The 13374-nt window shown below is 50.3% G+C and carries 12 protein-coding genes and 1 tRNA gene; 5 read left to right on the forward strand and 8 right to left on the reverse strand.

Features of this window, described 5'->3' with window-relative positions:
- Nucleotides 1–31: 31 nt before the first annotated feature.
- The gene (locus PG728_RS08355; RefSeq protein WP_270627006.1) at nt 32–1681 is read right to left on the reverse strand and encodes an asparagine synthase-related protein; all 1650 of its coding nucleotides are present in this window, start codon (nt 1679–1681) and stop codon (nt 32–34) included.
- A 91-nt stretch (nt 1682–1772) separates the two neighbouring features.
- Here PG728_RS08355 and PG728_RS08360 point away from each other — a divergent pair, with 91 nt between their 5' ends.
- Nucleotides 1773–2843, forward strand: coding sequence for a glycosyltransferase family protein (locus PG728_RS08360; protein WP_270627007.1), 1071 nt, complete (start codon nt 1773–1775; stop codon nt 2841–2843).
- A gap of 5 nt (nt 2844–2848) precedes the next feature.
- Here PG728_RS08360 and PG728_RS08365 read toward each other — a convergent pair whose 3' ends face one another.
- The 6 genes from PG728_RS08365 to PG728_RS08390 form a co-directional block, all read right to left on the reverse strand.
- Entirely contained in the window at nt 2849–4006 is a 1158-nt protein-coding gene (locus PG728_RS08365) for a glycosyltransferase (protein ID WP_270627009.1), read from the reverse strand.
- A gap of 7 nt (nt 4007–4013) precedes the next feature.
- Nucleotides 4014–5081, reverse strand: a complete 1068-nt coding sequence (wecB, locus tag PG728_RS08370) for a non-hydrolyzing UDP-N-acetylglucosamine 2-epimerase (RefSeq protein WP_270627011.1) — start codon at nt 5079–5081, stop codon at nt 4014–4016.
- 41 nt (nt 5082–5122) lie between these two features.
- Nucleotides 5123–6424 (reverse strand): lipopolysaccharide biosynthesis protein, encoded by a 1302-nt coding sequence (locus tag PG728_RS08375; RefSeq protein ID WP_270627013.1) that lies wholly within the window; start codon nt 6422–6424, stop codon nt 5123–5125.
- A 79-nt stretch (nt 6425–6503) separates the two neighbouring features.
- Nucleotides 6504–7658 carry a glycosyltransferase gene (locus tag PG728_RS08380; protein ID WP_270627015.1) on the reverse strand — a complete coding sequence of 385 codons (1155 nt, stop codon included), beginning with the start codon at nt 7656–7658 and terminating at the stop codon, nt 6504–6506.
- 40 nt (nt 7659–7698) lie between these two features.
- A complete protein-coding gene (locus PG728_RS08385) occupies nt 7699–8670 on the reverse strand; it encodes a Gfo/Idh/MocA family protein (RefSeq protein ID WP_270627017.1) in 972 nt (323 codons plus the stop codon).
- A gap of 3 nt (nt 8671–8673) precedes the next feature.
- Complete coding sequence (locus PG728_RS08390; protein WP_270627018.1) at nt 8674–9780, reverse strand: DegT/DnrJ/EryC1/StrS family aminotransferase; 1107 nt, start codon at nt 9778–9780, stop codon at nt 8674–8676.
- Between the two features lie 188 nt (nt 9781–9968).
- Between PG728_RS08390 and PG728_RS08395 the strand changes: the two genes are divergently transcribed.
- Entirely contained in the window at nt 9969–10643 is a 675-nt protein-coding gene (locus tag PG728_RS08395; protein ID WP_270627020.1) for a glycosyltransferase family 2 protein, read from the forward strand.
- A 9-nt stretch (nt 10644–10652) separates the two neighbouring features.
- Nucleotides 10653–11075, forward strand: coding sequence for a DUF2304 domain-containing protein (locus PG728_RS08400; protein ID WP_270627021.1), 423 nt, complete (start codon nt 10653–10655; stop codon nt 11073–11075).
- Nucleotides 11076–11145: 70 nt separating this feature from the next.
- Here PG728_RS08400 and ppk2 read toward each other — a convergent pair whose 3' ends face one another.
- Nucleotides 11146–12057 (reverse strand): polyphosphate kinase 2, encoded by a 912-nt coding sequence (gene ppk2 / locus PG728_RS08405; RefSeq protein WP_072510214.1) that lies wholly within the window; start codon nt 12055–12057, stop codon nt 11146–11148.
- A gap of 232 nt (nt 12058–12289) precedes the next feature.
- Here ppk2 and upp point away from each other — a divergent pair, with 232 nt between their 5' ends.
- Together upp and PG728_RS08415 are read left to right on the forward strand one after the other, a co-directional pair.
- Nucleotides 12290–12931 (forward strand): uracil phosphoribosyltransferase, encoded by a 642-nt coding sequence (gene upp / locus PG728_RS08410; protein WP_072510213.1) that lies wholly within the window; start codon nt 12290–12292, stop codon nt 12929–12931.
- A 304-nt stretch (nt 12932–13235) separates the two neighbouring features.
- A tRNA-Ser gene (locus PG728_RS08415) sits at nt 13236–13320 on the forward strand.
- The last annotated feature ends 54 nt before the right edge of the window (nt 13321–13374 follow it).

Consider the following 13374-nt stretch of genomic DNA (forward strand, 5'->3'; position numbering starts at 1 on the left):
TCGTTCCCGCCTGGTTTGGCACTAAGTTTTCTTAACTATCGACCTGGTCAAAAATATCTAAATCTTGATGCCATCTGCCGTGAAGGAACTCTCGTGTCCAAATCCCCATGATTGGTCCTTCGAATAACAGACGAGAGGCGAGTTCTAGCCGATTCATCTTCGGTAAATACTTTGTAAACCCAAGCGGATGATTCATGGTGAGATGAACTGAGCGCAGATGAGACACTAAAACGTCAAAGTGGGTCAGGTGGGCGAGTTTAATCGCCAGGGGGCGGATAAAGCCGGGTATCGGGAGTCGGCTAGCCCCATACAGCGGATTAGATTTACCGGTCTTAGCGTCATAGAGTGCATTTATCCAGCGTTTATAAAACTCTCTGCTTGCCGTTAGTTCCACCGCGCCTGAGAACCAGCAGGCTGCAAACTCTCTGTCCAACATCGGAAGCGCCCAGCGTAAACCGAGGTATTCATAAATCTTCATCGAATTATTAATGTATTTAGTTTGCCGTTCATGCAGATTAAATGCTTCTACCAGACGTTGAGTAGAGCGGGGAGTGCCATCAAAATCAAGATGGTTAGCTAATATGCGCAAATCGTTCCGCATTTGGTTTTGAATAGATTGCGGGGGGCGACCATATCTTAAACCCATGTGATTACTGATGACCGCGTGAGTTATATCCTTAAAGGTAGTGTTGGTCTGCTCTAACAGCTCCAGGTTGTGCATATTCCCCACCACAGTGTGACCGGGAAGTACTACATCACCAGGTGAGGCCTGCCCTATATCTAGCAAAGTTTGCAAGGCAATAAAGTCCTGGATATGGGGCAGTGCATTTCCGGAGGATGCATAACGTAACAGTTCCGCTGTTTCTTTACGTTGCCAGTAGCTATGTACTCTTTGGGAAGAGAGTTCCACAAATTCGAAAGGAATCCCCAGACGCGAGGCAACCTCCCGGGAGATTTTAGCCTCGGGTTGGCTTGCGGATTCCCCATAGCTAAATGCCAGCAGATTGTTTACCCCCTGATTGACCAGCCAGGTAGCTAATAGGCGGGAATCTAAACCACCGGAGAGGGGTAACAGAATCCGGCTAGATCCAATGCTTGCCAGCATTCTATTCATCACTAAATCTAGGTTATTTTCCAGTTCTTTTCGGAAAGATAACTCATTGGTGATTACCGGTTCGATCGAGAAACTATTGTCGTCATAGAAAACTCTGGATACTTCTTTCCCGACAGAATCAAGATGTAGAATCGTCCCTGGTGATAAACAGGAAATTTCTGCGAAAAATGTTTCTTCTCCGGGGCAAAAGCCGGTATACCGCATATAGTTTGTTACTTTTCGGTTAGGACGAGCTCCGATTTTCTTTGCCAAGGCGAAGCAAGAATCGGAGATCGCTACTCCCTCTTTTGTTCGAGCCCAATATAGAGGGAAAGAGCGGAGAGGATCAGTAGCCAAGATAGCCCCGTGCTTACCTATTTGCAGGGCAGCCCAGTTTTGTCGCATCTTGATACAGTTGTCAGGGTTAATACCACCTCTGAGGGGAGTGGTATCTATTTCTAGCAGGGATTTTACCTGTATGTTTTCTTGAGGGTCGGAATCTAACTGTGCCCAGTTAGCACTCATTCCAACAGTTGTAACTGTGCCCACTGCCTTCCTTTTCTTCGTTAGAGACCTAATCTGCTCCATGCTAACACCTAGGGATTTTCCTTAGGGCGGTGTGGCAGAATACTACTATTGGTTAATCTAGCCTGTTGGAGAGTTATCTTTGGTAAAACGAATGATTTTTCATGCGCCCTATGAAATCCCAGAGACTGCAAATTCGGCTTCCCGGTTACGTCCTCGGATTATGCGCGAGGCTTTTTCGCGTTTAGGGTACGAAGTCTTTGACTTAAGCGGTGATGTCTCCCGTCGGCGCAGCCTAAAGAAGCAGCTACGGCAGTCGCTGCAACGAGGAGTGAAATACGATTTTCTTTATTTTGAGAACTCTACGCAGCCAAACCTGTTCGCTGATTCTTTGAAAAAAGGGATTGCCCCTTTTCTTGACCACTCTATTCACCAGATTTGTAAAGCGCATGGTATCCCAGTCGGGGTGTTTTACCGGGATGTATATTGGAGATTCCGAAAAGATTTACAGACTTCGACAACTGTCTGGAATCGGGTAACCGACCTATTCCAACGGCTGGATTGGTTTATTTATCGGCGCAATAAAGTGCAGCTGTTCTTGCCGTCAAAAGCGATGGGGGAATACCTAGATTTAACGGGTTTCAAACCGGTTGCCGAGTTACCTCCGGGAGCAGAAGTAGTTGATTCTCCGGTGGTAGACGAGTGCAATATATTCTATGTCGGGGGAATGGGAGCCCACTATCGTTTACATAAAGTTTGTGAGGCAGTGCGGGGCTCTGATGCCCGTATGCGTCTGTGTGTACGTAACAAAGACTGGGAACAAGTAAAAGTCGAATATAATCTTCAGGACGCTGAAAACATAGAAATAGTTCATGCTGAAAAAGATCAATTGGACAGCCAATATGAATGGGCTGGTATCGGCTTATTGGCTTTGGAACCGGAAAAGTATAGAGCTTTTGCTGCTCCGTTTAAGCTTTTTGAATATCTAGGCAGAGGGAAACCGGTCTTAGCTAGTGCTGGTACTTATGTAGCGCAGCTAGTGGCAAGAACTGGTGCTGGTTGGGTAGTTCCCTATGACAGAGAGGCGATTGGGAATCTTTTGAATCATTTAGCAGAAAATCCGTCCGAGATAGCTCAAAAAGCCGCCACCGCTAGGGAAGTCGCAAAGTCTCAAACCTGGCAATCACGGGCGCAAGCCGTAGCCGACACTCTTTCTCATCTGTAATAGCTCTAACAGCGTTGATTCCCTGCGGTGACTTGTTGGTAGCAGTTGCTATGGATTTTGGCGAAAGCCGGCGGAGAACAGGCATCGCACGCCTGCTCCCTGATTGTCGCCCGCAGCTTTATACTGGGTTTCCCCAGATTTAAGTGATGCTGCATAGCGTTTATGAGACTGGTAATATCCCCGACAGGAATAAGGGAACCATTGAGAGAGTTAATAGCGAAGTTTCCTGCCGGAGTAGTTGTAGAGATACAGGGGATTCCGCATGCTTGTGCCTCTGAAAGAACGGTGCCCCCAGCTTCTCGGGTGGAAGCCAAAATAAAACAGTCCAGTTTAGACAGCAGCTCTGGCATATTCTCCCTGGGAAGCTGTCCCAAAAACGTCACCCGGGTAGATATTCCTAATTCTTCTGCCAATGTCTTTAGCTCACTGATTTCCTTTTGGCTACCTCCCGCGATTTTCAGCTCACATCCGGTAGCGCTTTCCAATTGTGAAAAGGCTTGAAGAATGTTTACGGGACACTTATTGCTATCCAGAGAAGAAACATGACCAAAGGTGAATTTTTCGGAAAATCCACTGTAAAGGTCTTGATAGAAAAAACTACTTGCAGCTGGCAGGCGGCAGGCAATAAACGGTTTCGAATCATAAAAGGTGGTGAGCGCACTTGCCATATCATCAGAAACCGTAAAACGAAATGCAGTTTTAGTTACCGCTTCCCTGATGGCTTTATAGCGAAAACCTTTGGGATTAATCCTAAGAGTCGAGGGGCGGTGCTCAGTTATCCCAAAAGGAACCTTCCAAATACGCGCTAGTTGTCGTGCTACTAGAATCGCCGGAAAAACAGAGTGTGCGTGGATAACATCTGGTATCCAGATTTGCTCATCAAAGAATGCTGCTATTTTATTAGCTGCCAGCCGTGCAATAGCGGTATCTCCGGGAACGATAGATCTGGGGATAGCAGGAACCGCAATCGAACATCCATCGGGAATCGGAACTAATTTCAGGGCTTCCTGCTGCTCTACTTGTTTGATGGTAGCACTGGTCGTGACCGCCACCCTCACGTCCATATCGCAGGTGCGAAGCATATCAACCTGTTCCGCGAAGAAACTTCCATTCGCGGGATTATCAGCGGTTGGATACCAGGAGGGAATCCATAAAACACGCATTTTAATCTTAGCCTTGCCAGTTACTTAAAGTTTCAACCACGACCTCGGCTGCTTTGCCGTCTCCGTAAGGGGCTTGGTCGGTAGCTTTTGCCGGAGGGCGCTGGGCTGCTTTCACCAGGGCAGCTCCCGGTTCTACTAGCTGGTTCCACCCCAGTTCTACGGTCTCTACCCATTCAGTTTCCGGACGTACGGTGGTGCACATGGTTCCCAACAAGAATGCTTCCTTTTGTAGCCCTCCGGAATCGGTTACCACTCCCGCCGAATGCAGGGCGGAAGCTACCAGCTCCGGGTAAGCGAGAGGACGATGCTCCAAAAGATTTCCGCGGGAAAGCTTGATATCGTGCTCTTTGCACTTCGCCACCAGGCGGGGGTGTGCCAAGATGACTGTCGGCAAATCCAGATCGGCAAGAGAATCAAGGATTTGCTCTAACCGATTTTTATCATCGGTGTTATCGGGGCGGTGTATAGTGGCGAGCCGATACGCGCCCTCAGAAAAACCAAATTCTTCCATAATCGGAGAAGGCTTCTCTTTTACCTGCTCTTTTACCTGTAAAACTACGTCGGTCATTACGTCACCGACTACTACGGTTCGCTCCGCTAGTCCTTCGTTACTAAGATGCTTCGCCGCAACCGCAGTAGGAGCTAGCAGCAGGTCGGCAGCATGATCAGTTAAAACTCGGTTGTGTTCCTCGGGCATTCGGCGATTAAAAGAGCGTAGCCCCGCCTCTAAATGAGCGAGCGGTAGATGCAGCTTTACCGCTGCGACCGCGGCGGCCAAAGTAGAGTTAGTATCGCCGTAAACTAAAACCCAATCTGGTTGATATTTCCGCAAGACCGGTTCAATGGCGATTAGCATTTTCCCGGTTTGTTCGCCGTGGTTGCCACTGCCTATCCCTAAATGCTCGTCTGGGTCAGGAATTTCTAAGTCGCGGAAGAAAACATCCGATAACATCGGGTCATAATGCTGCCCGGTATGCACAATAATGTGCTCCGCTCCCTGCTTTTCTATCGCTTTTGCAATGGGGGCAAGTTTAACGAACTGGGGGCGCGCACCAACAACAGACAGAATCTTCATAGAATCATTCTATGTTTAACTGCCCTAGTAAAGAACCAGGTTTAGGCAGAGGGATTGCGCGTCAGTAACCCCAGGTCAAACTTTTTGGCTACCTTAAACGCCATCGCCAACATGAAGAGCAGCATCGCCGCCATGGTCAAACTCATGATAACAACGGTTGTAAGCATGGCGAGGGGCGAGAAGAACAGAATCGCTAAGGGAACCGCGCAATAAAAAATCGCGAAAACCAGCATTCGTTCCTGGGTTTCGGTAACTATGAAAATATTGGAAATTGGGGAGGTAAGCACGGTTACCAGAATCCAGGGGGTGAGGGCGCGTGCATAGTAACCTGCCTGATCCCACTGCGGACCAAAGAGGAAAACAAAAAGCCAGGGAGCGAGGATAAACACCAGCGTAAACACCGGGATAGCGAAGACAGTTAATTTCTTGGTTACGTTCTTTACTAGGGGGAGCATTTCCCCCGGTTTTACTATCGCCATTCTTTGGTAAAACACCTGGGTCACCGAAGCAGTAATGAACCCCATCGGTACCTGCAATATTCCTTGCGCCTTGCTGAATTGACCCAAAACCCCGGCCCCGGATAAACCTACTATGAGATTCATTCCGTTGTTGCGTAGGGCATCAACCATCACATTGGGGCCGTTGAGGAGTGGCATTTTACGGTAGCGAACCGCTAACTCCCGCAGGGAAGGAAGATTTTCGCCTTTGTCCAGGCGCAAGTCCTTCCGGGTGTTCCACAGTAAAAGCATGAGGGCTAAAGCCTGTCCGGTAATAGTTCCCAGGAACAAACCGACCACCGAAGGGAAGAGGAAAAAGAATCCTAATTGTAAAACAGCTACGCCTGTGGTTTGGATTACCCGGTTTTGCGCAATTAATTTGTATTCAGTTTTCCGGGTCAGCCAGTATTGTACGTTAGACAGTTCTGCAACCTCGTAGACTGAGATACCAGCAAAAAACAGGCAGATGGTTAGAGGACGAGATTGGTAGGTTTTCCCAACCCAGTCGGCGCCTACAATACAGATTATCGAAGTCAAAATGGAAGTTAGCAGAATACATCTGCGCGCTAGGCGGCGAACTTGTTTCGCTACCGAATCTGATTTTGGTAAAACTATTGCCAGGTCGTAGCGCAGGGAAGCAATGGTAGCGGCAAAAGCAGAGATTGAAGAAAAGATGGCGAAATGCCCAAAATCGCTAGGGGTGTATAGGCGTGCCAAAGGAATTGCCAGCGCAATTCCAACTGCCTGGGCGATAGCAGTTCCTGTCACCAGGGTTAGGACATTGTTTAGGAACGTGCTGCGGCGTAGAAGAGCAAGGAGTTTTTCCCGAATGCTTTTTATTTGCACTACTTCCTCCCTGCTTCCTAGCTTCTCTGCTAAACGATACCTAAGGTGATAAAACCAAGGGTCTTAAAACCCAGATTAGCTAACGGTTGCTTCCTAACAGTTCCCTGATAATACTCCTCGCAACCTCCGCGTCTTTATCGAAACTTAAGTCCCTTGCGGCCGCATCTACGTTTTGTTTATAGACCGCAATGTTTTCGGAGGTTAAAGTGTTTAGAGATTCAACAATCTGTTCCACTGAGAAGCCGGAAGAAACTATTCCTAAATCGTACTGTTTAACTACATCGACCATTTCTACTGTGGAACCGACTGCGACTGCTAATCTGGCTTGTACAAAGTCGAATAACTTGTTGGGCAGGGTTAGGCGAGCATTGGTGTTGAAGGGGGGAATCCAAAACACCCCGACATCATATTGATTGAGGGTTTTCGGTAGTTCTGCCGGTTTTACCGGATCGTGGAACACGATACGCGGCGATCCCTCAGCAAGGGATTTTAGTTCGCGCAGGTACTTGCCACCATCATTTGCTGGAACCAGGTACAAGTCCAGGGTGAAGCGCTCTCCCGCAGCTACAACCGCTTTGATAGTGGTTTCTAAAGCCCGACCGGGAACTGCACCCCCGGAATGAACTAAGCGAATCTGTTCGCTGTTGGTTTTGCTTGGTTCTAAATCTTGCAGGGGACAGGAGTTTCGCATTATCAGGGGTTGGACACCAAAAGTTTCCTGATACAAATGCGCAATCCTGCCGGCAACCGTAGTTTGAGCGCTGGTGCGAGGAAGATATTTCTTGCAGATATAGCGAATATAGGGGGCAACTAAAATTCGCCAAGAGGCGATATGGGTTCGCTCTTCGGGTGCCCATTCATGTAGATCTGCCCACACCGGGGTAGAGGAGCCAGCGGCATAGAAAGCCACCGGCAAGGCTCGAGCATCATTAGAGATTACCAGGTCGAATTGGCGATCGCGCAGCAGCTCACGGGCACGCTTTAAGGCAGGGGCAGCGAACTCGCTTGCCCTATGTAAATGCAACGCTAGTTTAAGCACTCCCGGAATGGTTTGTGGCAGCGAGGGCAGTTCGCTAGGAACTTGCAGGTGCTCATCACTGCCCACTGGCTGCTTGCCATACCCCAAAGTAGTTACGTGTCCGAAATCTTTCACCACGCTGAGCTGTCGCAACAGCCGAGCATCGCGCTGAATATCCGAAAACGAAATAACCAGTATCTTGGGAGTCGAACACATATAGGCATCATACCCAAGTACTCTAGAGGGCAGAGACTGGTCAGCGCTGTTTAGCAGATTTAAGAATTTCTTCTGTTACTTTCAGAGCTTGCAGCGCCTCGGACATAGAGACATGCTCACTGCCTTTTCCTAAAATAGCGTCCCGGAAGTGTTCATGCTCTACCCGCAGCGGTTCGCGTTTGGCTAGTTCGTAGCGGGTAACTTCGCCCTCGGAAACCCCGCGGAAGTTAGCTACCTGAGTCCATTCCACCGGTAAGGAGCCGTTACGATAAAACGTAAGGTCACCCATGAGGGTATCAGCGACCAGTGCGCCCTTTTCGCCAATCACAATGGTCTTGCGATCCTTGAAGGGACAAAGCCAGTTCACCAGGTTATTTACCAGCACCCCGTTTTCCAGTTTGCCGACCACATTGACCATGTCCTCATTTTCGCGACCAGACCGGTAAGCGGTCACCGCCGACACTGACACATAGTTAGAACCCGCCACCCAAGCAGTTAAATCCACGTCGTGGGTAGCTAAATCCTTGACTACCCCCACATCCGAAATCCGCGCCGGGAACGGAGATTGGCGGCGGGTAGAAATCTGGTAAACCTCGCCCAACTGTCCCGCAGAAATCCGTTTCTTCATTTCCAGGAGGGCGGGGTTGCAGCGTTCCACGTATCCCACGGCACCGACCAAAGAAGCATCCGCGAACGCTTTTACAATCCTTTCCCCGGATTCTGCATCGGTAGAAAGTGGCTTTTCTACCAGGGTATGTACCCCAGCCTCGGCTAGTTTCAACGCGGTTTCCTCGTGGAAAACCGTAGGAACTGCCACTACGCAGGCATCTAGCCCTTGCGCAATCAAGGCATCAATATCGGGGAGGAGATTCATCCCCTCGGCAACCCCGAACTTATCGCCAGCTGGATCCGCCATCGCTACCAGGTCTACGCCGGGCAGCTCGCGGATATTACGTACATGGTGCCGGCCCATCGAGCCGATACCAATAATTCCGTAACGCAGGTTCGCCATGTTTTATGCACCCGCCTTGGCTAGTTTGTTTACCGCTTCCACAATCCGCTCCAAATCGCCTTGCGAGAGGGAGGGGTGAACCGGTAGCGACAGGCATTCCTTCGCTGCCTTCTCGGTGTGCGGCAGTTCCAGTCCCGGTGCATAGGGCGCGAGGGAGGGCAGGCGATGGTTGGGAATCGGGTAGTACACGCCGGAACCAACCTGGTATTCATCTTTCAAAGCAGCAGCGAAACCATCACGGTCCTCGCTGACCCGGATAGTGTACTGGTGGTAAACGTGCTCAGCCTCTGGAGCTACCGGGGGAATCGTGACCCCCTGCAGATTCTCGTTTAAGAACTTCGCGTTGGCGCGGCGCTTTTCCATCCAGCCGGCAACCTGAGACAGCTGCGCCAAGCCGATAGCGGCGTTAATATCGGTCATCCGATTATTTAGACCCACCAGTTCGTTCGCATAGCGCTGTTCCATGCCCTGGTTACGAATCATCCGGGCTTCACGTGCCAGTTCACCGTCCCCGGTGGTAATCGCCCCGCCCTCGCCGGCAGTCATATTCTTGGTGGGGTAGAAGCTGAAAGCCCCGAAAGCCCCGAAAGTACCCACCTGCTGACCGTTCCAGGTAGCACCGTGAGCTTGGCAGGCGTCCTCGAATACTAACAGGTCGTGACGTTTAGCAATATCCATGATGGCGGTCATGTTCGCCGGGTGTCCGTAAAGGTGAACCGGCAAGATAGCGCGAGTCTTCGGGGTAATGGAAGCTTCAATCGATTCCGGATCCAGACAGAAATAGTCGTCCTCGATATCAGCAAAAACCGGGGTTGCGCCAATAATCGCTACTGAGTTCCCGGTGGCCGCGAAAGTAAAGGAGGGGACGATTACTTCGTCGCCAGGTTTGATCCCGGCAGCCAGCTGCCCCACGTGCAAAGCGGAAGTGCCCGAATTAACCATTACTGACTGCTGACCATCGCCGCTAGCCATTTGAGCAGTGAACTTTTCTTCAAACTCTGCTACTCGCGGACCTTGCGCCACCATGCCGGATTTTAAAACCGCGTCCACCGCGGCGCGTTCCGTATCGCCAATGATGGGTTTAGCGGCGGGAATAAAACTAGCGCTCATAAGTAAAGTAACCTTCTTTTTCTGGTGGGAGCAGATAGCTCCTAAAATCTAACGATTCTTGGGTCTCGTCCCTATGTCACCACCATTATAAGTGTCAGAGCCCTTTACATCTATAAGAAAACTCCTGCATGATTGGTATCCTGTAAGTCGTAAATTAATCCTCAGGGGAAAGAGGGAATCGTAGGGGTATGGCAGCTAGAGATGACACCTGGGTGATTATCCCCATATATAACGAAGAACAAGTGATAGGTGAAGTGCTGTCTGAACTTCTGCCAGTTTTTCCCCACGTGATCTGCGTAGATGATGGTTCTCGCGACCGAAGCGCGCAGAAGGCAGCTGCTAGCGGTGCCACCGTTATTCGCCACCCCGTGAACCTGGGGCAAGGCGCGGGACTGCAAACGGGGATTGAATACGTACGTGCTTTTACCCCGGCGAAATACCTAGTCACCTTTGATGCTGACGGGCAACACCGGGTAGAGGACGCCCTCGCCATGGTGGAGCAAGCCGAAAACGAGGACTTGGCAATAGTGTTCGGGTCTCGATTTTTATCTCCTAAAACCCAGGTGGGTTGGTTGAAACGATTGGTGTTAAAAACCGCAGCGCGGGTGACTGCCAACCGTACCGGTATGCAGCTGACCGATGCCCATAACGGCTTGCGGGTTTTGCGACGGGATGCATTCGAGCAGGTGAGCTTGCTGCAAAACCGGATGGCGCACGCCTCTGAGATTGTCGCGCAACTGGCGCGGACCGGACTGCCTTGGGCGGAACACAGTGTACTGATTCGCTACACGGAGTATTCCAAATCCAAGGGGCAATCTCTGCTTAACTCCATAAATATCCTTACCGAATTGCTCGTCAAATAGGGGTTGAAGATGCTAATAAAAATCTTGCTGATTGTTCTGGTGCTGGCAATTTCCCTCTATATGTTCAAAGCCAACCTGGGGGCAAAACAGACCGCCTGGCGTCGCCTGGGAATATTAGGTTTTGCAGTTGCTGCGGTGATTGCGGTTATTTTCCCGGAAATTACCACGAAAATTGCCCGATTCTTAGGGGTCGGGCGCGGCGCAGATCTTTTGCTGTATTTACTGGTACTACTGGTGCTTTACAATATGTTGGTGCAAGCTAAGCAGCGTAACGCAGCCGAGCGTCGCTTGACGAAAGTGACGCGCGAAGTGGCGATTAATCAAGCAATTATTGGCAGAAACGAACATAGCGGTCTTAGCGGAAACTCTCGCGAAAAGCTTCAAAATGAAAAACAGTCAGATTTTCCGCAGGATAAGAGCGCGAACGGTTAAAGCTAATCAAATCACCTTTAATCAGCGTGAACGCAGAAGAGTCTGGTGGGAACGGAGCAGGGCAGGGTAGCTAGTTTTCGTGATCGCGATATTTCTTTAAATCTTCTTCGGTGCCCGCAAGCTTCTTTTTCTTGTGTTGTTTGGCAACCTCACCCGCAAAATCAGGAACATACTTGGAAACTGCTACCGAGGGGCGTACGTATCCACTGGAGTCGGGACGTGGGGGAAGTTTTATCGGCTCTGCCTCGCTTTGAATCTCTGTGTAGGGGATAGAGCTGAGGAAATGATGAATCATATTCAAGCGTGCCTGCTTCTTCGAGTCAGACAGTACGTGATGCCAAGGCGCGACGGAAGTATCCGTATGTACCATCATGTCGTCTTTGGCGCGTGAGTAATCTTCCCAGCGGGTGATGGATTCTAAATCCATGGGGGAGAGTTTCCATTGGCGCAAAGGGTCACCCAATCGGGACTCGAAACGTTTATATTGAACTTTATCTGAGACGCTGAACCAGTATTTACGCAGATAAATGCCATCTTCTACCAGCATTTGTTCAAAAATCGGGCATTGCCGCATAAAAAGTTGCACCTGTTCGGGGCGGGCAAAGCCCATTACTTTTTCCACCCCGGCCCGGTTGTACCAAGAACGATCAAAGAGGACGATTTCACCGGCTGCGGGCAGATGCTCGATATAACGCTGGAAATACCATTGGGTTTCTTGCCGCTCTGTCGGTTTAGGTAGCGCCACAATCCGGGCGACTCGCGGGGAAAGATATTCGGTCATCCGTTTAATGGTGCCGCCTTTGCCGGCCGCGTCGCGTCCCTCAAAAATAATGACAATCCGGGCTCCGGTAGCTTTCACCCAGGTCTGTAGTTTGCCTAGCTCTCCCTGTAAACGGTACAGCTCAGCCTCATAAACCTTATTAGGGATTTTTTGTACCTTGATTTCGTCGGCTTCGCTAATCCCATTTTCTGTCTGGCTCATCTGCGTCTCCTGACTTCGCGATAATAAATAGGTTAGAACACCGGGTGGTTTCGGCGGGGCGAAACGGGGTAGAGATTTCGTTATTTTGGAGAAGAAAATCGGCTAGGGCTTTCTTTGAGGTTCTTCAGGGATAGGGCGCATTGGTTGTTAGTGAGCTGAGATTTTTGTTGTAGAGGACGAAGTATTTGTCAAGGGGTGGGCGCGGGAAGAAAAAACGGGATATTTTGGGAGTATGGAATTCAAAGTCATTGACCATCCACTGGTAAAACATAAACTAACTATTTTGCGGGATAAAGACACTCCTTCGTCAGTGTTTAGGCAGCTAGTAGATGAACTGGTTACCCTGCTCGCCTATGAGGCGACTCGTCATGTGCGGGTTACTCCTAAGCAAATCGAAACTCCGATTCAATCCATGAAAGGCGAGGTTATCTCAACTCCTCGTCCGATTGTGATTCCGATTCTGCGTGCCGGGCTGGGGATGCTGTACGGAATGACCGCTCTGCTTCCTACCGCTGAGGTCGGTTTTTTGGGGATGAAACGTGACGAGGAGACTCTGGCAATCGAAACCTATGCGAATAGGTTGCCCCAAGATTTAACTGACCGGCAAGTTTTCTTGGTGGATCCGATGCTCGCTACCGGGGGGACTCTGGTGGCAGCAATTGAATATGCTCTAGAGCGTGGGGCGCGCGATGTGACCTGTATTTGCTTGGTGGCGGCTCCTGAGGGGGTTGAACGGGTTAAAGAAGCAGTTGGTGAGCGCGCCGAGGTAACCGTAGTGGTGGCGGCTCTGGATGAGGGGCTTACTCCGCAAGCCTATATTCGCCCTGGTCTGGGTGATGCTGGCGATAGGTTGTATGGGATTGTAGACCAGTAGTGGTGCGTGGCGCGGTTAGCGAGATTGCGTTGCGGGGTGCTGGTGACACCGTTTCGCGCGGTTGCGTTACGGTGGTTGCTTTCGGCTGCGGTGGGGTGAAGGGTCTCGCCGCGGGAGTCGTCACATTTTCACGCCTAAAGTTTAGTTCTGGTGTCCATATCCGCTAGACTTTTGAAGGTCTGTTAATGCAGATGCTGATGGCGTATTTTCGTCACCAGTGGTAGCGGTTCCTCGCTTTTCGCCTCAGGTACCTACGGTGCCTTCGGTCGCGAGTAACCACACCAACAACTGAATAGAATTACCTGGTAGCGTGTCCGAGCGGCCGAAGGTGCAGCACTCGAAATGCTGTGTGGGGCAACCCACCGTGGGTTCAAATCCCACCGCTACCGCAATGTGATGTCCCGCGACATATGTCCGCATATGTCGCGGGATTTTTTGGGTTT

The sequence above is a fragment of the Varibaculum timonense genome (assembly GCF_027694345.1).
In the GTDB taxonomy this organism is placed as follows: domain Bacteria; phylum Actinomycetota; class Actinomycetes; order Actinomycetales; family Actinomycetaceae; genus Varibaculum; species Varibaculum timonense_A.